Origin of the sequence: Paenarthrobacter sp. NPDC018779 (assembly GCF_044391085.1) — a bacterium.
GTDB lineage: Bacteria > Actinomycetota > Actinomycetes > Actinomycetales > Micrococcaceae > Arthrobacter.
Genome location: NZ_JBIRZS010000009.1, coordinates 47431 through 69478, shown reverse-complemented (window position 1 = coordinate 69478; position 22048 = coordinate 47431). Strand labels below are relative to the sequence as shown.

At 64.1% G+C, this 22048-nt stretch carries 18 protein-coding genes and 1 pseudogene; 11 read left to right on the top strand and 8 right to left on the bottom strand.

All coding sequences use genetic code 11. The features are described 5' to 3' along the window. Positions 1-44: 44 nt before the first annotated feature. From ACH488_RS11745 to ACH488_RS11715, 7 genes are all read left to right on the top strand, one after another. The gene (locus tag ACH488_RS11745; RefSeq protein ID WP_397324356.1) at positions 45-1022 is read left to right on the top strand and encodes a type IV toxin-antitoxin system AbiEi family antitoxin; all 978 of its coding nucleotides are present in this window, start codon (positions 45-47) and stop codon (positions 1020-1022) included. 67 nt (positions 1023-1089) lie between these two features. Beyond that, a complete protein-coding gene (locus ACH488_RS11740) occupies positions 1090-1851 on the top strand; it encodes a hypothetical protein (protein ID WP_397324355.1) in 762 nt (253 codons plus the stop codon). A gap of 79 nt (positions 1852-1930) precedes the next feature. Then, on the top strand, positions 1931-3316 hold the full coding sequence (locus ACH488_RS11735; RefSeq protein WP_397324354.1) for a cystathionine beta-synthase: 1386 nt from the start codon (positions 1931-1933) through the stop codon (positions 3314-3316). Between the two features lie 33 nt (positions 3317-3349). Then, positions 3350-4519 (top strand): cystathionine gamma-synthase, encoded by a 1170-nt coding sequence (locus tag ACH488_RS11730; RefSeq protein ID WP_397324352.1) that lies wholly within the window; start codon positions 3350-3352, stop codon positions 4517-4519. 4 nt (positions 4520-4523) lie between these two features. Beyond that, positions 4524-5831, top strand: a complete 1308-nt coding sequence (locus tag ACH488_RS11725; protein ID WP_397324351.1) for a glycosyltransferase 87 family protein — start codon at positions 4524-4526, stop codon at positions 5829-5831. A 148-nt stretch (positions 5832-5979) separates the two neighbouring features. After that, positions 5980-6507, top strand: coding sequence for a winged helix-turn-helix transcriptional regulator (locus ACH488_RS11720; RefSeq protein ID WP_397324349.1), 528 nt, complete (start codon positions 5980-5982; stop codon positions 6505-6507). Further along, positions 6504-7838, top strand: a complete 1335-nt coding sequence (locus tag ACH488_RS11715; RefSeq protein WP_397324348.1) for an MFS transporter — start codon at positions 6504-6506, stop codon at positions 7836-7838. The genes ACH488_RS11720 and ACH488_RS11715 overlap by 4 nt, the downstream gene beginning before the upstream one ends. A gap of 71 nt (positions 7839-7909) precedes the next feature. On the opposite strand, the gene ACH488_RS11710 is transcribed toward ACH488_RS11715, so the two are convergent. Genes ACH488_RS11710 through ACH488_RS11695 form a run of 4 tightly spaced genes read right to left on the bottom strand, consistent with a single transcriptional unit; the run spans position 7910 to position 14200 of the window. Next, positions 7910-10987, bottom strand: coding sequence for a glycoside hydrolase family 2 TIM barrel-domain containing protein (locus tag ACH488_RS11710; protein WP_397324443.1), 3078 nt, complete (start codon positions 10985-10987; stop codon positions 7910-7912). 5 nt (positions 10988-10992) lie between these two features. After that, on the bottom strand, positions 10993-11925 hold the full coding sequence (locus ACH488_RS11705) for a carbohydrate ABC transporter permease (RefSeq protein ID WP_397324347.1): 933 nt from the start codon (positions 11923-11925) through the stop codon (positions 10993-10995). Then, positions 11922-12869, bottom strand: a complete 948-nt coding sequence (locus ACH488_RS11700; protein WP_397324346.1) for a carbohydrate ABC transporter permease — start codon at positions 12867-12869, stop codon at positions 11922-11924. Before ACH488_RS11700 ends, ACH488_RS11705 begins: the two co-directional genes overlap by 4 nt. Then, the gene (locus ACH488_RS11695; RefSeq protein WP_397324344.1) at positions 12866-14200 is read right to left on the bottom strand and encodes an ABC transporter substrate-binding protein; all 1335 of its coding nucleotides are present in this window, start codon (positions 14198-14200) and stop codon (positions 12866-12868) included. The genes ACH488_RS11700 and ACH488_RS11695 overlap by 4 nt, the downstream gene beginning before the upstream one ends. A 151-nt stretch (positions 14201-14351) precedes the next feature. On the opposite strand from ACH488_RS11695, the pseudogene ACH488_RS11690 reads away from it, so the two are divergent. Both ACH488_RS11690 and ACH488_RS11685 read left to right on the top strand, forming a co-directional pair. Further along, a pseudogene (locus tag ACH488_RS11690) lies at positions 14352-14504 on the top strand (TetR family transcriptional regulator); the annotation flags it as partial. Next, the gene (locus ACH488_RS11685) at positions 14505-15011 is read left to right on the top strand and encodes a TetR/AcrR family transcriptional regulator (RefSeq protein ID WP_397324442.1); all 507 of its coding nucleotides are present in this window, start codon (positions 14505-14507) and stop codon (positions 15009-15011) included. Between the two features lie 72 nt (positions 15012-15083). On the opposite strand, the gene ACH488_RS11680 is transcribed toward ACH488_RS11685, so the two are convergent. Genes ACH488_RS11680 through ACH488_RS11665 form a run of 4 tightly spaced genes read right to left on the bottom strand, consistent with a single transcriptional unit; the run spans position 15084 to position 19678 of the window. Continuing rightward, positions 15084-16250: an acyl-CoA dehydrogenase family protein gene (locus ACH488_RS11680; protein WP_397324343.1), complete on the bottom strand. Its 1167-nt coding sequence runs from the start codon at positions 16248-16250 to the stop codon at positions 15084-15086. Position 16251: 1 nt separating this feature from the next. Then, positions 16252-17775 carry an APC family permease gene (locus ACH488_RS11675; protein WP_397324342.1) on the bottom strand — a complete coding sequence of 508 codons (1524 nt, stop codon included), beginning with the start codon at positions 17773-17775 and terminating at the stop codon, positions 16252-16254. Then, the gene (locus tag ACH488_RS11670; protein WP_397324341.1) at positions 17772-18980 is read right to left on the bottom strand and encodes a glutathionylspermidine synthase family protein; all 1209 of its coding nucleotides are present in this window, start codon (positions 18978-18980) and stop codon (positions 17772-17774) included. The genes ACH488_RS11675 and ACH488_RS11670 overlap by 4 nt, the downstream gene beginning before the upstream one ends. Before the next feature lie 2 nt (positions 18981-18982). Next, complete coding sequence (locus ACH488_RS11665) at positions 18983-19678, bottom strand: Tat pathway signal protein (RefSeq protein ID WP_397324340.1); 696 nt, start codon at positions 19676-19678, stop codon at positions 18983-18985. A gap of 151 nt (positions 19679-19829) precedes the next feature. On the opposite strand from ACH488_RS11665, the gene ACH488_RS11660 reads away from it, so the two are divergent. Together ACH488_RS11660 and ACH488_RS11655 are read left to right on the top strand one after the other, a co-directional pair. Beyond that, the gene (locus ACH488_RS11660; protein ID WP_397324339.1) at positions 19830-21332 is read left to right on the top strand and encodes an ATP-binding protein; all 1503 of its coding nucleotides are present in this window, start codon (positions 19830-19832) and stop codon (positions 21330-21332) included. Continuing rightward, on the top strand, positions 21329-22003 hold the full coding sequence (locus ACH488_RS11655; RefSeq protein WP_397324337.1) for a response regulator: 675 nt from the start codon (positions 21329-21331) through the stop codon (positions 22001-22003). The genes ACH488_RS11660 and ACH488_RS11655 overlap by 4 nt, the downstream gene beginning before the upstream one ends. The last annotated feature ends 45 nt before the right edge of the window (positions 22004-22048 follow it).

Below are 22048 nucleotides of genomic sequence, written 5' to 3'. Positions count from 1 at the left end.
ATTTTCTCTTGTTCACGAATAATGAACAGCCTAGAATAGTGAACATGATTGAAGCGGAACTCTTGGAGGCCTTCCGGGACTTACTTGTCACACGAGGAATGTCGCTGGATGTTGAAGGCCTATCGGAGGATGCCGGGATACCCGCGGTTATTCATACACCAAGAAGCAGTCTCCAAGTTTCGATTCTGTCGCCGGCAGAGGCCGAGCAGCGAAACCGACGTTCACGAAACATCCCGCTGGTTCTCGCTCCGGTGATCAGGCCTGCACACGCAGAGTCTTTGAGGAGAGGGGGCGTCAACTTCGCCGATCTCAAAGGCACTATGTTTATAAGCGCGCCAGGCTTCTATGTGGACATTCGTGGACAACGCCCGGAAATCGACTTCTCACATTTGGTCGGAGAGAAACGGAACATGCTGAGGAGCCCGCTGGACTTATTCACGCCGGCCAGGGCCCAGGTAGTCTTTGCCCTCATTACTTGGCCGGACTTGATCGGCGAAGGCATTCGGGAGATAGCCAGGGCCTCCGGTGCTTCCATCGGGGCAGCCCAAGGGGTGGTCGAGTCAGTCCGGAAAGAACACCCACGATTCGATAAGGGCGATCGGGCGAAACTTTACTTGGACTGGCTCTCGGCTTACCCCAGAAGGTTGCTGCCTAAGCTCATCGTCGCCGAAGTCCATACACAGAATCCCCGATCAATCGTCGGGCCGGACATTTGGCTGAGTGGCGAGTCCGCCCTGCCAGAACTCATCCGGCCGGCCACGATTACGGTCTACGTTGACGAGCTCAGGCCGAGTCTCTTGAACGCGAACCGGTGGAAGAAGGCCGACAATCCCAACGTCAGCGTGCGTCGCAAGTTTTGGACGGCTCCCATCGACTGGAGTATTGCCGAGGATGGACAAGAGGTGGCTCCTGCCACATTGGTCTATGCGGACCTGCTGGCGAACGGCGACGCACGGATGAAGGAGGTGGCCAGCGACTTTGCCGGGACAAACGCACAACTTCGAGAGCTCACCGCACGCTGAGTTTCAGATCGTCATGGATGTCATGTCGCTATTGGAACAGCGCATCCGGGGGCTACGCAGGAGGACAATGCTCGTTGGTGCGCAAGCGCGGGACCTGATGCATCGGCGACTCGGCAGCCCGGGGCATTTCCTGCGGACCACTTCTGACGTGGATCTTGCCTTGGTCGTGGCAAGCCGTGAGGACTATGCCGCACTGACTGCCGAATTCGAGGCCCGCAAGTCGGCTTCGGACGTGAAGTACATCATCGGCGGGCTCCCTGTGGACCTGATTCCCTTTGGCGGAATCGAAGAACCAGAAGGCTCCGTTCAACCCTCGGCCGGATCGTCACCGCTCAGCGTCCTTGCGTACTCGTCCGCCTACAACGTCGCAGATGAGTACATTCTTCCGGATGGGCGGAACCTCAAGGTTGTTGATCCGCTGCATTACACGGCACTCAAATTGGACGCCTGGGTTGACCGAAGCGCCTATGGCCAATACAAGGATGCAGATGATATCCGGGTTGTCTTTGATTGGTTCCGACAGCATCCGGAACACATTGAATCCGCATACGAAGGTGACCCAACACCCGCCCAGCAGTTCGAGTGGGATGAAGCGTTGGCGTGTCTTTGGATTCTGGGATCCAAGGTGGCCCGGGCTATCGGACCGGCCAACACCCAGGCCATTGTCTCCAAATGGGACGCGAGGTGCCGGGTATCGCTCGGAAAGCACCTCGGGAGGCCATGGGAATCTGCCGGCAGCAGAGCCAGTCCCATGGCTGAGGTTGACGCGTTCGCAGGAGGGCTGCAAGCGCCTACGAGGGAGCAGGTGTCGCCCTCTACCCCGGAATGACAGGCTTTCGAACCATGGGTACGCGGTGGGACGCTCCTCCGGTCCGGGACCGCAGCGGGCAGACGGTAACTTTGTACCTATGAAGTACGCCCAGTCCGTGTTGGACCTCATCGGCAATACACCGCTCATCAAGCTCAACCACATCACGGACGGGATCAAAGCCACAGTCCTGGTGAAACTCGAATACGTCAACCCCGGCGGATCCATCAAAGACCGGATCGCCGTGAAGATGATCGAAGACGCGGAGAAGGACGGCCGGCTCAAGCCCGGCGGAACCATCGTTGAACCGACCTCGGGTAACACCGGCGTGGGCCTGGCCCTCGTGGCCCAGCAAAAGGGCTACAAATGCGTGTTCGTGGTGCCGGACAAGGTTGGCGAGGACAAGCGGGCCGTCCTGCAGGCGTATGGCGCCGAGGTAGTGGTGACGCCCACCGCTGTCGCTCCCGACAGCCCGCACAGTTACTACGGTGTGTCCGACCGCCTCGTCCGGGAGATTCCCGGTGCCTTCAAGCCGGACCAGTTCTCCAACCCCGCCGCGCCGGGCAGCCACTTCGAGTCCACCGGACCGGAGATCTGGCGGGACACCGACGGTCGCGTCACGCACGTGGTGATCGGGGCCGGAACCGGCGGCACCATCACCGGCACAGGCCGGTTCCTCAAGGAAGTTTCGGCGGAGCGCCCCGAGTCCGACGGCGGCCGGGTCAAGATCATCGGCGCGGACCCGGCGGGCTCGGTCTACTCAGGCGGCACCGGACGCCCCTACTTTGTTGAGGGCGTCGGGGAGGACATGTGGCCGGACAACTACGACCGGTCCGTTCCGGATGACGTCATTGCCGTGTCCGACGCCGACTCCTTTGCCATGACCCGGCGCCTTGCCCGCGAGGAAGGGCTGCTGGTGGGCGGCTCGTCCGGCATGGCCGTGGCAGCTGCCCTGCAGGCCGCGAAGGACCTGGACGAATCCGCCGTGGTGGTGGTGATCCTGCCGGACTCCGGCCGCGGATACCTGGCCAAGATCTTCAACGACCAGTGGATGCGCTCCTACGGCTTCCTCTCCGGCGGCGAGGAAGCGTCTGTTGGCGAAGTGCTGAAGTCCAAGACCGGAGAAATGCCGGACCTGGTCCATATCCACCCCAACGAGTCCGTCCGCGATGTCATCAACATCATGAACGAGTTCGGCGTCTCCCATATCCCGGTCCTGTCGCAGGAACCGCCCGTGGTGATGGGCGAGGTCCTGGGCGCGGTGGACGAGCGCAGCCTCACCTCCAAGCTGTTCAAGGGCGAAGCGAAGCTTACGGACACGATCGCCGAGCACATGGGTGAGCGCCTGCCCGTGATCGGCTCACTGGAAACCATTTCCGCCGCGCGTGAACTGCTGTCCGACGTCGATACCGTCATGGTCACGTTCGCCGGAGCCCCCGTGGGGATCCTGACCCGCCACGACCTGCTCGCGTACCTGAGCAACTAAGCGCCGAGCCAGAAGCACAGAAGAGGAGCACTCATGTCTGCCAACAACAACGCAGGTTTCAACACGCGCGCCGTCCACGCCGGCCAGGACTTCGAGCCCCGTACCGGTGCCGTGGTGCCGCCCCTGCACTTCAGCTCCACGTACGCCCAGGACGGCATTGGCGGCCTGCGCTCCGGCTATGAGTACGGCCGCGGCGGCAACCCCACCCGTGACGCCCTGCAGGAACAGCTCGCGGCACTCGAAGGAGGCACGGCTGCGTTTTCCTTCGGTTCCGGGCTCGCCGCCGAGGATTCGCTGATCCGCGCCGTCGCACGGCCAGGTGACCACATTGTGCTCGGCAACGACGCCTACGGTGGAACCTACCGCCTAATCAACCGTGTGCTGGGCGACTGGGGGATCGGCAACACTCCTGTGGACATGTCCGACCTCGACGCCGTTGCACGCGCCGTGGCCGCGAACCAGACCCGCATTGTCTGGGTGGAAACGCCGTCCAACCCGATGATGAAGATCACGGACATCGCTGCACTCGCCGCCGTAGCGCACGACGCCGGCGCCCTCCTGGTGGTGGACAACACCTTCGCTTCTCCCTACTTGCAGACCCCGCTCGCCTTGGGTGCCGATGTGGTGGTCCACTCCACCACGAAATACATCGGCGGCCACTCCGACGTCGTGGGCGGCGCCATCGTGGTGAAGGACGCGGAGTTGGCTGAAAAGATCGGCTTCATCCAGTTCGCTGTGGGTGCGGTATCAGGACCCATGGACGCGTTCCTGACCACGCGAGGCCTCAAGACGCTTGGCGTGCGGATGGACCGGCACAGTGAAAACGGCCAAGCGGTTGCCGAGTGGCTGCTGACGCGCCCCGAGGTGGAGGCAGTGCTCTACCCGGGCCTTCCGGACCACCCGGGCCATGATCTCGCCGCGAAGCAGATGAAGAAGTTCGGTGGCATGGTGTCCGTTCAGTTCAAGGGTGGCGAAGCCGCAGCCCGCACGGTGGCGGAATCCACCTCGGTGTTCACTCTCGCGGAGTCCCTCGGCGGCATCGAGTCCCTCATGAACTATCCGTCCGAGATGACCCACGCCTCTGTCAAGGGAACCGAACTGGCCGTCCCCGAGAACCTGTTGCGCCTTTCCTGCGGCATCGAGGAATCCGAGGACCTGATTGCCGACCTTGAACAGGCTTTCGCCAAGATCAGCAATGGCTAGGACCGTGGCATCTCCTACACCTGCGGTTTCCCAACCGGCGACGCGATCTACGGCCAGGCGCGGCTGGATCCTGACCACGGCCGCCGCGCTGACCCTGGCCGTGGCGGTCTGGTTCCTGTACACGGACTATGAGCCGGCGCTGAACGACTTCGAGGTCTACTACTACGGTGGTGGAAGGGTCCTTGAAGGCGGCGACCTGTACGCCGTCCGGGATGGCCTGCCGTTTACCTACCCACCCTTTGCCGCGCTGCTGTTTTCGGGACTGGCCGCACTGGGTTTCTTTGGTGGCAGCCTGGTCTTCATCCTCGCAGCGCTTCTTGGGGCCGGCGTGGTGGCCGCTTGGCTGTCCCGGCACTACTTCTTCGGCTTGGCCTCCTGGCGGGTGGCATTCGCCGACTACCGGTTCCGGACCACCGCGTTGCTGGGGACAGGGGCCATCCTGCTCCTGGGGCCGTGGCGGGACACGTTCGTCTTCGGCCAGATCAACATTGTGTTGATGGGCGTCATCCTGGCCGACTTTGCGCTGCACGGTAAGGCCCGGGCCGGGCAGATCCGCTGGCCTGCCGGACTGCTGATCGGCATGGCCGCAGGTGTGAAGCTCACGCCCCTGGCTTTTGGCCTCTACTTCCTGGTGCGCAAGGACTTCAGGGCCCTCGGATGGATGGCCGCCGGGTTCTTTGGATCGATCGCGTTTGCCTGGGCTGTCCTGCCCCAGGCGTCCTTGGCGTTCTGGACGCAGATCCTTCCGGACACGGGACGTATCGGCGGGCCAGGCTACGTGGACAACCTGTCGCTCAAAGGCCTCCTGATCCACTTCGGCATGCCCGATTCCTCGACCACCAGCTTGGTGTGGCTGGTCCTGTCGCTGGGCCTTGCTGCGCTCGCTGCCTTGGTCATCAAGTGGGCCGTGGACGTCGAAGAGAACTTTGTGGCAGTGTCCGCCACTGCCGTGTTGATGCTGCTGGTCAGCCCGGTTTCGTGGTCCCACCACTGGGTGTGGGTGGCCGTTGCGCTGCCGAGCATGGCCTTCGCGATGCACCGGGTGCCTTCCCGCAATGGACGGATGCGCACCGCGGGGTGGGTCATCGTGGCCTTCTCGACCATCGCGTTCTACATGACTCCAAAGAACCTCGCAGTGTGGGCCGGAGCCGCCGAGTGGGGGAAGGATCCCCAGACGCAGTGGCAGCTCATGGTTTCCAGCCTGGGCGTGGTGTGCGGGATCGCGATGCTGGTGTACTGGGCCCTCGCCTACCACCCTTCCAGGGCCGGGCTGAGGAACGAACTCCCGGCATCCGTCGTCGAGAACCGGTAACCCCTGCCGGGCCGCCACCACTGACTTTGGCGGCGGTTGGCCGGTCAGGCAATCGATAGAGGTTGCATTCACCTTCCCTGCCGGGCAAAGAGGGTCGCGAAGGCACACCACCTAGCTTTCTTTAGAAAAGTCAGCTAACTTTCAGGGTATGCCTTTGCGATCTGACTGGTCTGCCCGAACGTGCAGCCTTGCCCGTGGCCTCGATGTCCTCGGCGACCCCTGGGGAAGCCTGGTGCTCCGCGAGGTCTTCTTCGGCAACGGCCGGTACGACGCCATCAAGAAACGCCTGGAAGTGGCAGATAACGTGCTGAGCAAGCGGCTTGGCTGGCTGGTGGAGTCCGGACTCCTGGCGCAGCGGCCCTACAAGGACGGAGCGCGTACCCGGCAGGAATACGTCCTCACACCCAAGGGGGAGGACTCTCTCCCCGTACTTAACGCCATCATCATCTGGGCCGAGAAGCACCTGGACGCGCCCAACGAGGTTTCGCACATGCGGGTCATCCACACCGAATGCGGCAAGCCAACGTCCTCGGCAGACACGTGCACCCATTGCGGCGCGGCACTGACCGCCGCCAACACCAGCTGGCACAGCCTCAAACGGAGCGAACAGCCCATGCCACTCGCCGTCGCGCCGTCCACGGCCCACGAACACGCCGAAACGGAGATCCCCGCATGACCGCCCCCGAGACCACCGAGGTTCCCACCCGCAAACGACGCCGGCTCCACCCTGCCTGGATCGTCGCTGCCGTCGCGTTCCTTGCCCTCGTGGGAGCTGCGGGATTCCGTGCCGCACCGGGCGTCCTCATGGTTCCCCTGCAGCAGGAATTCGGCTGGTCCACCACGGTGTTGTCCCTGGCAGTCAGCATCAACCTGGTCCTCTTCGGGCTGACGGCACCCTTCGCTGCTGCCCTCATGGAGCGCTTCGGCATCCGCAAAGTGACGGCGATTGCACTGTGCCTCATCGGCTTGGGATCCGCACTGACGGTGCTCGTCAACCAGTCCTGGCAGATCCTCCTCACGTGGGGTCTGCTCATCGGCCTGGGCACTGGTTCCATGGCCCTCGTGTTCGCCGCCACCATCGCCAACACGTGGTTCGCCAAGAGCCGTGGACTCGTCATCGGCATCCTCACCGCAGGCAGCGCCGCAGGCCAGCTGGTCTTCCTTCCCTTCATCGCCATGCTGGCACAGGACCCCGGCTGGCGCGGCGCCTCGCTGCTCATCGCCGCCGGTGCGCTCGCAGTAGTACCGCTGGTGCTGCGCTGGCTACGGAACTCGCCCTCCGACGTCGGCGTCCTGCCTTACGGTGCGGAGCTCCAGCCGGAAAGCACGACGGCGGCCCCCGCCGCTGCGGACAACGCTGCGGTTAAGGGGGACTCACCCAACGCGGCAGTCCGGGCACTCCAGGTCCTCAAGCGGGCCAGTAAAGTGCGCACCTTCTGGGCCTTGGCTGCGGGTTTCGCGATCTGTGGGGCCACCACCAATGGCTTGATCGGCACCCACTTCATTCCCTCGGCCCACGATCATGGCATGCCCGAAACCACGGCGGCGGGTTTGCTGGCCGTCGTCGGGATCTTCGACATTGTGGGGACCATCGCCTCCGGTTGGCTCACGGACCGCTTCAACCCCCGCGTCCTGCTTGCCGTCTACTACCAGTTCCGCGGCATTGGACTGCTGGTACTGCCGCTGTTGCTGGGCTCCTCGGTTGAGCCGAGCATGATCATTTTCGTGGTGGTGTACGGCCTCGACTGGGTAGCCACCGTTCCGCCCACGGCTGCGATCTGCCGCCAGGTGTTCGGAGCCGACGGTTCCGTGGTGTTTGGCTGGGTGTTCGCCGCGCATCAGCTTGGAGCGGCTGCGGCCGCCCTCCTGGCCGGATACATCCGCGATGCCACTGGGCACTACAACTACGCCTGGCTGGGCGCGGCCGCCATGTGCACGGTGGCGGCCGTGATCAGCGCAACCATCCGCAAGGACGCTGCCCGGAAGGAGCCTGTAGCCGTCCAGTAGCCACCTTGCGGGGCCTGCTCTGCGCGCTATCTTCGTCCGAAAGCGCGCAGAGCAGGCCCCACAGTGTTCGTTTACAGCTGGGTCAGGCGGAAGGCCAGGGTCCGGGCCTCGGGCCGAAGTGTGTAGTCAGGCCACACGTCCGGCCCGCAGGCCCTGGAGCCCAGCCCATGCTGGGCCGCGTCCAGGTACAGGTAGCTGCCGCTGCTGGACGGGAGCTCATGGGGATGGGCCGCTCCCGAGACTTCCTGGGCTGTGTGCCGGGCAAGGGTGAAGCCCGGCAAGCGTCCCCTGGAGTCCGGCAGGGCCTCAAAACCAAGCCACGGAGAACCGGCGTTGTGCAGTTCCAAGGATCGGACGCCGGAGCGGTGGCCGGACTCCTGCGGCTTGGAATAGCGGACGGACAGCTTATCGATGCTGGAGGAGTACCTCCCCACGAGGGCTGAGTGGACGCTGTCCGGATAGGACTCGCGCGGACCCGTCCCGAACCAGGAGGCGTGGTCCACGGAGGCCGGCAGATCGAGCCGAACGCCCACCCGTGGCCACACCATGTCCCAGCCCGAGCCCGGCACGATCTCCACACGCAGCCAGAGCCCGCCTTCGCAGAGCTGCCATTCCTCTGCAACGGACACCCAATGGCGGCTGTTGGCAGCGGAGTACCGCGTCCGCCTTTGAATGCTGTCCGAGCCTGCAGCGACTTCCTCAACGCGGCCAACCAAGCGGTCAAGGCCAGCCTTGCGCCACGTCTCCGCCAAGGAAGGTGCCGGGACGCCATCGCCGTTGTTGAGCCACGGATCGGCGGCGTCGTAGCTGCCGCGCCCCGCACCGGCGTCGTTATCCGTGGGTGCCCGCCACAGTTCCAAGCGCGGACCGGCTACCGGTAGCCCGGCCAGTTCAACAAGCTTGCCGCCGTGGAATGTTGCCGGTCCCAGCGAGAGAGTACCGGCCGGAATGCCAGTGGAGCTGGGCGTGGGCAAAGGACGGGGTCCGATCCGGCGGTCCCGGGGCCGGACGGCTTGCAGCTGGGCCGCGGAGATCACGTGGCCGGCATCGGCCCACTCTGCGTCCTTCTGCAGCACAACCTCGGCCGTGAACCACTGTTCTCCGTCGCTCCCGGACGAAACCGGTGGGACATCAAAGCGCGCCGTTTCGCCGGCGCCAAGCGGCTGACCTGCGGCATTGACGGCCTCAAATTCACCGGAAGAGGCCACCTGGCCGTCTGTTTCCCATCGCCAGCGGACCACGACGTCGGACGCATCAGCCGAGCGCCGCAGGTTGGCGAGCGTCAGGAAGTGGTGCGTTCCGCCGTCGTCCGGTTCGGACAAGAAGCCCAAGCGCAGGGGAGCCACAACCTGCTTGTACTCGAAAAGGCCGGGACTTGGCGTCGAGTCGGAGAGGACCATTCCGTCCATCACAAAGTTGCCGTCGTGGACCACCTCGCCGAAGTCGCCGCCATAGGCGAAGAATTCCGTACCATCCGCGGCCGTCGTGCGGATGCCGTGGTCGCGCCACTCCCAGACGAAGCCGCCGTGCAGGCGCGGGTAGCGGTCCACGAGGTCCTGGTACTGGTCGATCGCCCCGGGTCCGTTGCCCATCGCGTGCACGTATTCGCACAAGATGAAGGGCTTGGTGCGTTGGCGCGCCGATTCGGCGGCCGAGCAGCCCAGCAGCAGGGATCCAACGTCGTCGCGTCCGATCGATTCGGTTTCCGGCACGGAAGAGTACATCCTCGAATACACGTCTGTGTAGGCACCGGTGTAGTCGCCTTCGTAGTGGACCGGCCGCCCGGCGTCGCGGGCATGGGTCCACGCGGACATTGCTGCCAGGTTGGAGCCGGTCCCGGACTCGTTGCCCAGGGACCACATGACGATCGAGGGGTGGTTCTTGTCCCGCTCAACCGTCCGCTCCATCCTGTCCAGCAGCGCGCCACGCCAGGCAGGGTCATCGCTGGGGTTGCCAACCCAGCCTTGGGCCTCGAAGCCGTGCGTCTCCAGATCGCATTCCAGGATGACCCAAAAACCCAGCTCGTCGGCGAGGTCCAGCAGCCGCGGGTGGGGAGGGTAGTGGCTGGTGCGGATGGCGTTGACGTTGAACCGCTTCATCATGGCCAGGTCCTCGCGGGCAAACGCCTCATCGAAGACCCTGCCCCGGTCCGGATGGGTTTCGTGCCGGTTCACTCCGTTGAACACCACCCGCCGGCCGTTGACCAGGAAGCGGTCGCCTCGGATCTCCACGGTCCGGAAGCCGAGTCGAAGTGTGATGGTCTCAGCCTCGCTGCTCACGGTGGCCGAATACAGCCGCGGCAGTTCCGCGGACCAAGGCTCGACGGCGGCGATCGCCACCGGGGCGACGTCGGCAAGCGAGTTCCAGACGACGTCGACATCCAACTCAGGTACCGTCAATCGGACCGGGAACGCGGCCGGGGATGCGGTAATTTCCGGCTCGATGGTTCCTTCGCCGGCGCTCGAATACCCCGTGCGCAACCACACGTCCTCGATTCCTCCGTGCGGCCGGGCTTGAAGCGTCACATCGCGGAAAATCCCGGGCATCCACCACTGGTCCTGGTCCTCGACGTAACTGGACGCCGACCATTGATGGACACGGACGGCGATCAGGTTCATCCCGCTGCGCACGGCATCGGTGACATCGAACTCCTGGGCCAGCCGGCTGCCCGTGCCGACGCCGATCTCCACACCGTTAACCCATACCTTGTAGCGGGATTCAACACCATCGAAGCGCAACACAACCCGTTCGGCCGAGGTCCAGTCGGCGGGCAGTTCGAAGGTCCTCCGGTAGTCGCCCGTCGGATTTTCATCCGGCACAAAGGGTGGATCGATGGGGAACGGGAACTGGACGTTCGTGTAGATGGGCCGTCCGTACTGGCCGTCTCCTTCCAGGACCCAGTGGGCGGGAACCGGGATCTGGTCCCAGCCTGAGTCGTCCAGGTCTACGGCCGCAACGCTTTCTGCGCTTTCGCCGTGGGGAAGGACTCCGTGCCCGCCGGGTGTTCCTGGCGCTCCGGGCAGGAGACGGAAGCGCCACTGTCCGTTCAGTGACAGGGTGGGTGCGTTGGTGTGCAGCCACGAGCGTGCGGGTAAACGGTTGCCTGATCCGGGGCCTGGATCGGTGATGTAGGCAGTTTCTGGGGACATTGTCATTACTTGACGGCTCCTTCTGTCAGCCCGCCGCGCCAGAAACGCTGCAGGACGATCATCGCGATGCTGAGCGGGATGATGGACAGCAGCACCCCGCCGGTAGTGAGTTCGTAGAATTCGGGCAAACGGTCAACCTGGCTGAGCCAGTTGTTCAGGCCGAGCGTGATGGGGTAGAGCTCGGAATCGGACAACATGACCAAGGGCAGGAAGTAGTTGTTCCAGATGCCCACCAGTTGGAACAGGAATACGGTGACCAGGGCCGGAGTGAGCACCTTGAGGCCGATCGTGTGGAAGATCCGCAGTTCCCCGGCCCCGTCGATCCTGGCTGCTTCGATCAAGGCAGTGTCCACCGTGGCGTCCGCGTAGATCCGGCACAGGAATAGACCGAACGGTGAGACCAGTGACGGAAGCAGCACGCTCCAGTAGGTGTTGGCGAGCCCCATCTGGCTGAACAGCAGGAACAACGGGAGGGCCGTAGCCGTACCGGGCACCAGGACGCCGCCGAGGATGGTTCCGAAGACGAGGTTCCTGCCGCGGAATTGGTACTTGGCCAGTGCGTACCCGCCGGCGGCCGCGAAGTAGGTTGCCAGCAGGGCGCCCGCACCGGCGTAGATGGCCGAGTTCAGGAACCAGCGGCCGAAGATTCCGCCGTCGTAGCTCAGGACCTTGCCGAGATTCTCCCCGAGGGCGAACGTGGGAGCGAACCAGAACCCGTTGGTTGAGAACAGGTCCGCCGTGGACTTGGTGGAGGCTACGAACACCCAATACACCGGGATGAGGAAGTAGAGGGCGACTACCACCAGGATGGCCGTGACGATGATGGTGGAAGAACGACGGCGGCCTGCCGAGCGGTCCGGGCCGGTGGCCTGCTTCTTGGCTGGTCCGGCGGTACCGGCCGTGGAGACTTTGGTTTTGCTGGTGGTTGTTGCGGTCATGATGACTTCCTGTTCGTGAATGCGAGGAAGGCGAAGGACAATGCGAAGGCTGCGACGGCGATGATCACCGATTGCGCAGCGGCGACGTTGTAGTCGTTGTAGGCAAACGCCGTGGTGTAGGCGCTCAGGTTGGGTGTGTACTGGCTGTCGATTGCCGGGGCAACGGTCTTGAGGACCTGCGCTTCGGCGAACAACTGCAGCGTGCCGATGATGGAGAAGACGGTGGTCAGGACCAGTGCCGGACGAATCAAGGGGAGCTGGATGCTCCAGGCGACCCGCCAGCTTGACGCGCCATCAACCCTGGCGGCCTCGTACAGTTCCCCGGGAATGGCTTTCAGTTGGGCCACGATGATGAGCATGTTGTAGCCGGTGTAGCTCCACGTCACGATGTTGGCGATGGACCACAGGACGCTGTTGGCGCCGAGGAAGTCGGGCGTGATGCCCACGATCTTGGCGGCATCAAACAACGGACTGAGTCCTGGCACGTAAAGGAAAGACCACAAAATGGTGGCGATGACCCCGGGAACGCCGTAGGGCAGGAAGTAGGCGGCCCGGAAGAAGCCGGGCCAGCGGGCGGACGCCGATTCGAGGAGCAAAGCGAGGATAGTGCAGAAGACGATCATCACGGGAACCTGGACGACGCCGAAGAGCAACACCCGGCCGATGGAGGCCACGAAACTACCGTCGCCCAGCGCCAAGGCGTAGTTGTCGAAGCCCGCAAACCCGCTGGTTACCCCTGCTTCCCCGAAGAGGCCGCTGCGGGTCACTTTGGTGAAGCTGGAGCCGATGGCCGCCAGGATGGGCAGGATGAAAGTCAGGGTGAAGAGGGCCAGGAAGGGTGCCAGCAGGATCCATGGTGCGCGGGCCGTGGCACCGGTCCGTCTTTTTGAGGTTCCCGCCGAGACTGTGCGTTGGGCTGCAGGAGCGGGGCGTGTTGTTGTCATGCCGTTTCCTTCCGGATGGTGAGCCCTTTGTTCTTGAAGACGTTGATGATTTGCTGCTCTGAAGCCACCACTGCATCCACCAAACTGGTCCCGGAGGCCTTCTTGCGGAAACCGTCACTGAGGATGTTGAACGACTGCTGCGTGACGGGCCACCAGGACCACTCGGTGTTCTGCTGCTGGGTAGCCGGTACGAAGACTTCCTCGTTGTAACGCTGTCCGCCGAAGAACTCCGAAGCCTGTTGCCGCGGGGTACCTATGAACTCCGGATTGGGCGACCAGCCGATGCCGCTGTACTTGATCTCGGCGTCGATGCCTTCCTTGGACGTGGTGAGCCACACGGCGAAGTCGAGGGCTTCCTTGGGGTGCTTGCTGTTGGCAAGGACGGCCGCCGAGGAACCGCCGAGGTATGTGGAACCGAAACCGCTGCCGCCCCACGTGGGCATGGGGGCCACCTTCCATTTGCCCGCAGCCCCGCTGACTCCCTCAATAAGGGCATCGCCCCAACTGCCTGTGATGGTTGAAGCAATGCCACCCTTCGCCGCAGCGGCAAACCACGCGGGGGAGAAGGCTCCGTAGGCGGTGTTGACGATGTCCTGGTCTATGGCCCGGTCAAAGAAGCGGGCGGTGTCCAGGGTGGCGTCGTCGGTCATGTTGATGACCCAGCCATTTTCCTCGGGACGCAGCCAGACGGCTCCTGCCTGGGAGGCGTACGAAGCAAAGGGCGAAGCGTCGCTGATGGGGAAGCAATCGATGTAGGCATCCTTCGATCTGAGTTCCTTTCCCAGGGCCGCCCACTCGTCCCAGCTTGCAGGTGTCTTTCCGCCCACGGACTCGAGGATGGCCGGCTGGTAGAACAGGGCCATGGGTCCGGAGTCCTGGGGGATGCCGTAGACACCTCCTGCGTAGCTCACCTGGTTCCACAGCGTCTTGTCATAGAGATGGGCGTGATCGTTGGCGCCATAGCGGGATACGTCAACCAGTCCGTTCACCAGGAGGAATTCGGGAATCGATCGGAGTTCCACCTGGGCAAGGTCCGGCCCGCCGCCGGCCGCAAGGGCTGAGTAGAGCTTTTGGTACCCGCCTGAGTTGCCGCCGGGAATCCAAACCACATCCACCTGAACGCCGGGGTTCTTGGCGTTCCAAATGTCGGCCACCTTCTGGAAGTCCTTGAGCCACGCCCAGTAGGTGAGCCTCACGGGCCCTTCCGCGGGCGGGATGGTGGCCAGGGTATTGACTGACTGGGTTCCGGGGGTTGCGCACCCCGCCAGGAAGCCCATGGCGGCAGTACCCAGTCCGGCGCCAAGCAGTTGTCTTCGCGTGAGAGCGGTCATGTGCCTTCACCTCTTTGTGTCGGTAGTGAGGCCGTTGGGCGCAGGAAGCAAACGCCCATCCGACGGCCGAATGTGACCACGGTAACACAAAAGTCGAGTGACTACTCGAAATTCATTGAAGGCGACATTTCCGCCTGTACACTGGCATGCCATGACCACAAAGGAAGGGAACCGCTCGGGGCGACGCGGTCCCTATGCCAAGTCGGAGGCCCGCAGGCGGACGATTTTGGATGCTGCCCATGCGGTTTTTGCGGCCAGGGGCTATCGCGGAGGGTCCTTGCAGGAAGTTGCTGACCACGCCGGCATGAGCCAGACGAGCTTGCTGCACTACTTTCCCTCGAAGAGCGATCTGCTCATGGCAGTCCTGGCCCGTCGCGACGAAATCACGGAGACAGCAAATCCGGCTGATATGGCCGAGGGCCTCGCCGAGGTGGTGTTCCGGACGGCGAAGTACAACGAGGACATCCCAGGGGTCATTGAGCTGTACACAGTGCTGTGCGCGGAGTCGTTGACGGAAGGACACCCGGGCCGGGAGTACTTCATGGGCCGCTTCGACCGCCTGCGCAGGAGCTACACCCGGCGGTTCATGGAACTGCAGGGGGAAGGAAGGCTGCGCCCCGGGGTCGAACCAGCGCAGGCGGCAGCATCGTTGGTGGGGCTGTGGGATGGACTGCAGACGCAGTGGCTCCTGGCCCCGGATGAGATTGACGTCGCGCAGGGTCTCCGTGGATTCTTCGACCTGGTCCTCCTGCCGGAACCGGAACCCCTAACGGAAGCCGAAGCGGAAGCTGGCCTGGATTCAGGCAAGTAATCACGTTGTGTGGCCCGCTCTGCGCCCTGACTTCGCTCGAAGGCACGCAGGGCAGGCCCAACAACGCAAGGATCAGCCGCGGAAGGCCCCGATGCCCGTGATGTGTTGGCCGAGGATCAGGGTGTGGACCTCGTCCGTGCCCTCGTAGGTCCGGACGGACTCCAGGTTGTTCGCGTGCCGGAGGGGTGAATAGTCCATGGTGACACCGTTGCCGCCCAGGATGGTGCGGGCCTCACGGGCTATGGCGAGTGCTTCGCGGACGTTGTTGAGCTTCCCCAGGGAAATCTGCTGCGGTTCAAGCCGACCCGCGTCCTTGAGCCTGCCCAGATGAAGGGCAAGCAGGGTGCCCTTCTGGATTTCCAGGAGCATGTTCACGAGCTTTTCCTGCGTGAGCTGGTAACTGGCCAAGGGGCGTCCGAACTGCATACGCGTCCCGGCATACTCGAGGGCGGCTTCATACGAGTCGCGTGCCGCGCCCATGGCTCCCCAGGCGATGCCGTACCGCGCTTCGTTGAGGCAGGAGAACGGGCCGCGCAGTCCGGAGACACCCGGGAGGATGGCATCGGGACCCAGCTTCACGCCGTCGAACTTAACATCGCATTGGATCGAAGCGCGCATGGAGAGCTTCGGCTCGATCGGCACCACGTGCACGCCCGGCGTTCCCGACGGCACCAAGAATCCACGGATGCCGTCCTCGGTTCGGGCCCACACCACCATCACGTCAGCGATGGAAGCCAGCCCGATCCAGCGCTTGGCGCCGTCCAACACCCAGCCGTCGGCAGTTTGCCGGGCAGAGGTGGCCATGGAAGAAGGATCGGAACCCGCACTTGGCTCGGTCAGCGCGAAGCAACCGATCAGCTCGCCCGCGGCCATCCGGGGGAGCCACTGCTCCTTCTGTTCCTCGGAGCCCCACTTGTGGATGGCCGTCATGGCAAGCGAGCCCTGCACCGACACGAACGTGCGGATGCCGGAGTCGCCTGCCTCCAGTTCCATCGCGGCCAGGCCATATTCAACGGCGGTCCGGCCAGGGCAGCCGTAGCCGTCCAGGTGCATGCCAAGAACGCCGAGCTCGCCGAGTTCCGGGACAATCTCCCGGGGGAACTCGGCCGCTTCGTACCAGTGCGCGATGTTCGGCTTGATGCGCTGGACGGTGTAGTCCCGCACCTTCTCCCGCACCAGGAGTTCGTCGTCGCTCAGGAGGGAGTCCAGGTCAAGGAGGTCGGAGGTCGAAGGGCCCACGCTATTCGCCCCGGACAATTCCCATGTCCGCGTGCTTCCCTGTGAAGTAGTCACGGGTGGCCGGTGCGAAGCGGCACACGATGGCCAGCACTACGCCGAGCAGCAACAACAGTACGCCGCTGACAAACGCCCCGCCGATGCCGAAGATCCGGGTGTCCCCGTAGGCCGGATCCCACATCTGGACGGCGGAAATGAAGAACGCCACCGTCAAAGCCACTGCTCCGATGAGCGGAAGGATTCCGCGGAACCAGAGGTTGCGGGCCGACTCGCGAAGAGTGGTCCGGAAGAACCAGACACAGGCGAAACCGGTCAACGCGTAGTAGAAAGCGATGAACAAACTGATGGCGCTGATGGAATCGGCCAGCAGGTCCTCGCTGAGGAAGCTCATGGCCACGTAGTACACCACGGCCGCGACGCCCATGACCTGCGTGGAAAAGCCCGGAGTCTGGAATCGCTCGTGGACCTTGCCGAACCTGGCCGGCAGTGCGCCGTGGACACCCATGGACAGCGTTCCACGGGCCGTCGGGAGGATGGTGGTCTGCGTGGAGGACAGCACCGAGGCCAGGACGGCGACGACAATCAGCCACCCCCACGGACCCAGCACTACGTCCTTCATGGCAAGGAATACGTCGTCCTGGTTGGCGGAGTTGCCCAGCCCGATCCCGTCCGTGCCGATGGTGGCGTACATCATCACCAAGAGCGCCATGGAAACGTAGATGGCCACGAGCACAAAGGAGGAAATCACGGCGCCGCGGCCGGGAGTCTTGGAAGGGTTCTCGGTTTCCTCGTTGAGGGCCAGGCAAGTATCCCAGCCCCAGTAGATGAACAGGGCCAGGAGGACGCCATGGACCACCGCGCCGGGATCGTTGAACGCGCCCACGGGGTTGAACCACTCGAAGTCGAAGGCCTGGCCTTCCGGAGCGCCGCCGGCAATACGGATGATGATCGCCAGGGCGAAGATGCCCAGGGAGATGTACTGGATGTACGTCAGCGTCCGTTGGACATGCTCACCCAGCCGGATGCCGCGGTGGTTGACGAACGTCATGAAAGCTATGAACAGCACGCCCGTGGCCGTGACAATCCACGTGTTCTCGGCGAGGGAGCCGTCGCCGATCAAAAGCCATAGATACTTTCCGGCTACCTGGGCCAGGTTGGCCAAGACCACGATCCCTGCAAGGGCAACACCCCAACCGCCAAGCCAACCGGCCCACGGACCGAAGGCCCTACGGGCCCAGATGAACGTGGTGCCGCAGTCCGGCATGGCGCTGTTCAGTTCGCGGAACGCATAGGCAATAAACAGCACAGGGATGAAGCCGAGGACCAGGATCAACGGAGTGTAGTTGCCGTTGACGGCAACGATCAGTCCCAGCGTCGCGGCCAGGGAGTAGACGGGTGCGGTGGAGGCCAGGCCCAGCATGACGGAGTCGCCCAGGTCCAGGATTCCTGCCCGCAGGCCTTTGGAAGGAACGACGGCGGTGCGGTCACCGCCGGGGGCGCCTCCCGGCGTCGAGGTTTCAGTGCTCATAATGCGGCTCCAAAGAGGGAAGTTGAGGGTGCGCTTTGGGGTGCGGGTGCGTCGATGGTGTTGGGGACGAAGCGGCAGAAGTAGTCCGTGATGGGTCCGTCCGACTCGCGGATCCCGCAGCCCACGGATTCACCGTCCACCACCCACAGGCCCAGGACGGGATGGTTTCCGTCGAAGTCCGGGAGCGAGTGGTACTGCTGGTAGCACCAGCCTTCGCGCCCGTAACCACCGGGCTGCGTGATGTCGATGCCTGCAGCGTGGATGCGGACGTTGTCCCCCTCGCGCCCGTGCAAAGGTTTGGCAACCCATTCCTTGAGTGGACCGGGATCTCCGAGGTAGGCGGGCAGGAGATTCTCGTGGCCGGGATAGAGGTGCCACAAGGCAGCAAGCAGCGCCTTGTTGGAGAGCAACATCTTCCAGGCCGGCTCCACCCAACGTGGGTTGTGGGCACGCTGCAGGAGGCGGTGGCCGAACGGCTCCTTCATCATCAGTTCCCACGGGTACAGCTTGAACATGGTGCTGATCATGAAGTTGTCCAGGTCCACGAACCGGTTCAGGTTGGGGTCCCAGCCGATGTCCGACATGTTGATGCCAATAGTGGTCCAGCCACCCTGGCTGGCAACGTCCCGCATGTACGCCGCGGTCATCCAGTCCTCGCCGGACTCCTCGGCCTCGGAGTGTGCCACGTGCAGGGTGCTCATGCCGGTGCGGAACTGCAGTTTCTTCCACTGCCGGATCAGGGCCTCATGGATGCCGTTCCACTGGTCCTTCTCGGGGAACACATCCTGGAGCCAGAACCACTGGGCCACTGCCGCCTCGATCAGGCCTGTTGGGGTGTCTGCGTTGTACTCCAGCATCTTTGCCGGGCCGCCCTGGCCGTCATAGATGAAGTCGAAGCGGCCGTAGATGTCCATGTCGCCGGCCTGCAGCGACTCCGCCGCAAGTTCCAAGGCCTGCCTGCCAATGCCGATATCGCCCATGGCACCCGTTGCCAGGTACTTGGCCGCTTCCAGGCACATGAGGTGCATGTCTTCGGCGGTTTTCTCGAGCGTCTCCACCTCGTCCATGGAGAACTCGTAGTACGCCGATTCGTTCCAGTATTCGATTTTCCGGCCATCGGGCATGGTGGTGGTCGAAAAAACCAGGCCTTGCTCTTCGATCTTCTTCTTCCAGTCCGGCCGCGGCACGGAGGAGAGTCGCCGCACGCTTAGCCTCCCGAGCTTCCGCCGCTTTTCGAGCTGCTGCCAAATCCGCCGCGGCTCACGGTTCCGCCCTTGGTGCTGTAACCGGTGGAGGTCTTTGCGCCCTGCGGGACCGTTTTGGTGGCGCTCGGGTAGGAGCTGCGGTTTTGGCCGATCCCAGGCACGCTTGCGCCCCTGGAGTAGAAGTACCAGGCATAGACGCCCGAGCTTCGGCCCGCCGAGCTGCTGTTGTTGCACTGGTCGTCGTCGACGCGCTCGCCGGTTTCCTCGTTGAAGCACACCTGTGCGTAATCGGCCTCGGCCTCGTTGCTGGCCACGATCGCCGTAATGGTTCCTGCCAGCAGCGCGGTGACGCCCAAACCTACGACGACGGTGCGGCGCTGCGAACGCTTCTTCCGTGCCGCGGCATCGCGTTCTTTGCGTTCGCGTTCCTTTTCGAAGGGATCGACGACGGGGAGCGGTCCGTTGGGGCGCTGGGCCTTCTGTCCAGCCGGCGTCCCGCCAGGGGTCTTCCCGTCCGAGGCTTTCCCGTCTGCCGGAGCCCCGCCGGGCACAGGAGTGCTCAATTCGGGGTGGAGCTCGGGTTTCGGCACTTGCCACGGTGGAAATTTGGGGGCGTTGTTGCCCGCGCCCGGATCGCCGTTGGCACCCTGTCCACCGGCATTGGTGCCGTGGCCTTCAGGGCCTTCTTTTGGGTCCATGTGTATCCCCCTGGATAGACCGTAGGAGTGGCCGGCTCGCGCCGGATAGGAATTCTGAATGCAAGCCTAGTCCTTGCCGTGGCCGCGGGCACCGCTGACATCGCCCGGTGGGTAGAACTACCCGTCTGCCGGGACGTGCAAGGATGTAGCCATGCCTGCCACCGACTCCCATAGCGACGACGCCGAGGGGTTGTTGCTGCGGCTCCCGCCGGTGCGGGGGATTGGCCGACGCCGGGTGCTCAGCGGCCTTGTCCTGGCGCTGTTGCTGCCACCCGCCGTCGAACTTTTGGTGACGGTCCTCAACTTCCGTAACTTCGCCATGATCATGCTGCTGCAGTTGGCGGTGGCGGTGGCTGTTGCAGCGATCGGGGGACTGTGGCCCGCGGTGGTGGCCGCCGTTCTGGGCAGCTTCCTCCTCAATTACTTTTCCGCGGATCCGGTGGGGTCCCTGTCCATCGCCGACCCCACCACCCTGTTCACGCTGGTTGTCTTCCTTGCCGTCGCCTGCGGCGTGGCGCTCGCCGTAGGCCTGGCCACCCGCCGGGCACAGGAAGCGGCACGGTCCGGCGCGGAAGCCACGGCCCTGAGCGCGCTGGCCCTCCGGATTCTCAGCTCGGACGGGAGTCTTGAATCCTTCCTTGAGAAGGTGCGCGGCAACTTGGGAATGGAGGCGGTCACGCTCCTGGGCGCCGCGACTCCTGCCTCGGCCGGGGTTCCGGCCACGTGGCGGGTCCTGGCGAGTGCCGGCCCCAATCCTCCGGTGACCCATGCTGCGGCCGACCATGCCGCCGTCGTCGATCCGCACTACACCCTGTTGCTGCGGGGAGGGCCGCTGACGCTCCAACACCAGCGGCTGCTGGCCGCCTTCGGCGCGTTCGTGGTTGCTGTGCGGGAGCGGCAGCAATTGGTGAAGAGCCGCAGGGACAACCTCCGCCTGGCCGAGGGCAACAAGATGCGGACGTCCATCCTTCGTGCCGTCTCGCATGATCTGCGGACACCGCTTGCGGGCATCAAGCTGGCCGTCAGCAGCCTGCGGCAGGAAGACTTGCACTTCCCGCCGGATGTGGAGCGCGAACTGCTGGAGACGATCGAAAGCTACGCCGACCGGCTCGACCATCTGGTGGACAACCTGCTGGACATGTCCCGCATTACGGCCGATGCCGTCAACCCGTTGCTGGCCGGCGTAGCGTGGGCCGAGGTGCTGCCGGACGCGCTGCGTGGAGTTCCCTCGGACAGGCTCCGCAACGAACTGCAGCCCAATCTCCCGCCGGTGCAGGCCGACGCCGGGATGCTGGAACGCGTGGTGGCGAATATTGCCGAGAACGCGGTGAAGTACGCGGCAGGTTCCGACGTCGTCCTGACGGCACGTGCCGGAGCGGGCATCACTGTGGGGGACACCCCGGCCAGTGAGCTTCGCATCGCGGACCATGGCAAGGGAGTGGGACAGGCTGAAGTCCTGGAGATGTTCCGGCCCTTCCAACGCCTTGACGATTCGGCCGGAGGCGGCCCCGGGGTCGGGTTGGGCTTGGCGGTTGCAAAGGGATTCACCGAGGCCATGGGCGGTACCCTGCGGGCGGAGCCGACGCCGGGTGGCGGCTTGACCATGGTGGTCACCCTTCCGCTCTGGACCGGGCACCAGGAAGGCATGGAATGACGCGCGTACTGATCGTCGAGGACGAAGCCCAGATTGCCCGGGCCATGCAGATCACCCTTCAAGCACACGGCTACCAGGCATTTTCCGTCGGGACAGGCGCAGATGCCCTTGTTGCCGTGGCAAAGGGGAATGTGGACATTGTGGTCCTGGACCTGGGTTTGCCGGACATGGATGGGGTGGAGATCATCCGCCGCGTCCGCGGCTGGAGCAGCATGCCCATTATTGTGCTCTCCGCCCGGCATGCCTCGGAGGACAAAGTTGAAGCGCTCGACGCCGGTGCGGACGACTATGTGACCAAGCCTTTCGGTCTCGATGAGCTGCTCGCGCGGCTGCGGGTCGCCTCGCGCAGGCTCGTCACCTCGCAAGAGGAACCCACCTTGGCTACGGCCGACTTCATGGTGGACCTGGCCGGGAAGAAGATCGTCAAGGACGGTGCCGAGGTCCGCCTGACGCCAACAGAGTGGAACATCCTTGAGCTGCTGGTCCGGAACAAGGGGAAGCTGGTCAGCCAGCAGCAGCTCCTGACACAGGTGTGGGGGCAGGCGTATGCCAAGGAGACCCAGTACCTTCGGGTCTACATAGCGCAGCTCCGGCGGAAGCTGGAACGCGATCCCGCGGCTCCCCGCCACCTGCACACGGAGGCGGGGATGGGATACAGGTTCGATCCGTAGTTCGGTGATGTTTGTATCCTCTGCGAACACCTGGCGACCAGTCGA

Excerpts from the sequence above, each read along its gene's own strand:
- ACH488_RS11710 (WP_397324443.1), bottom strand. The coding sequence starts at position 10,987 with ATGTCCCCAGAAACTGCCTACATCACCGATCCAGGCCCCGGATCAGGC.
- ACH488_RS11715 (WP_397324348.1), top strand. The coding sequence starts at position 6,504 with ATGACCGCCCCCGAGACCACCGAGGTTCCCACCCGCAAACGACGCCGG.
- ACH488_RS11705 (WP_397324347.1), bottom strand. The coding sequence starts at position 11,925 with ATGACCGCAACAACCACCAGCAAAACCAAAGTCTCCACGGCCGGTACC.
- ACH488_RS11660 (WP_397324339.1), top strand. The coding sequence starts at position 19,830 with ATGCCTGCCACCGACTCCCATAGCGACGACGCCGAGGGGTTGTTGCTG.
- ACH488_RS11740 (WP_397324355.1), top strand. The coding sequence starts at position 1,090 with ATGCTCGTTGGTGCGCAAGCGCGGGACCTGATGCATCGGCGACTCGGC.
- ACH488_RS11665 (WP_397324340.1), bottom strand. The coding sequence starts at position 19,678 with ATGGACCCAAAAGAAGGCCCTGAAGGCCACGGCACCAATGCCGGTGGA.
- ACH488_RS11720 (WP_397324349.1), top strand. The coding sequence starts at position 5,980 with ATGCCTTTGCGATCTGACTGGTCTGCCCGAACGTGCAGCCTTGCCCGT.
- ACH488_RS11735 (WP_397324354.1), top strand. The coding sequence starts at position 1,931 with ATGAAGTACGCCCAGTCCGTGTTGGACCTCATCGGCAATACACCGCTC.
- ACH488_RS11695 (WP_397324344.1), bottom strand. The coding sequence starts at position 14,200 with ATGACCGCTCTCACGCGAAGACAACTGCTTGGCGCCGGACTGGGTACT.
- ACH488_RS11745 (WP_397324356.1), top strand. The coding sequence starts at position 45 with ATGATTGAAGCGGAACTCTTGGAGGCCTTCCGGGACTTACTTGTCACA.
- ACH488_RS11655 (WP_397324337.1), top strand. The coding sequence starts at position 21,329 with ATGACGCGCGTACTGATCGTCGAGGACGAAGCCCAGATTGCCCGGGCC.
- ACH488_RS11730 (WP_397324352.1), top strand. The coding sequence starts at position 3,350 with ATGTCTGCCAACAACAACGCAGGTTTCAACACGCGCGCCGTCCACGCC.
- ACH488_RS11700 (WP_397324346.1), bottom strand. The coding sequence starts at position 12,869 with ATGACAACAACACGCCCCGCTCCTGCAGCCCAACGCACAGTCTCGGCG.
- ACH488_RS11675 (WP_397324342.1), bottom strand. The coding sequence starts at position 17,775 with ATGAGCACTGAAACCTCGACGCCGGGAGGCGCCCCCGGCGGTGACCGC.
- ACH488_RS11685 (WP_397324442.1), top strand. The coding sequence starts at position 14,505 with ATGAGCCAGACGAGCTTGCTGCACTACTTTCCCTCGAAGAGCGATCTG.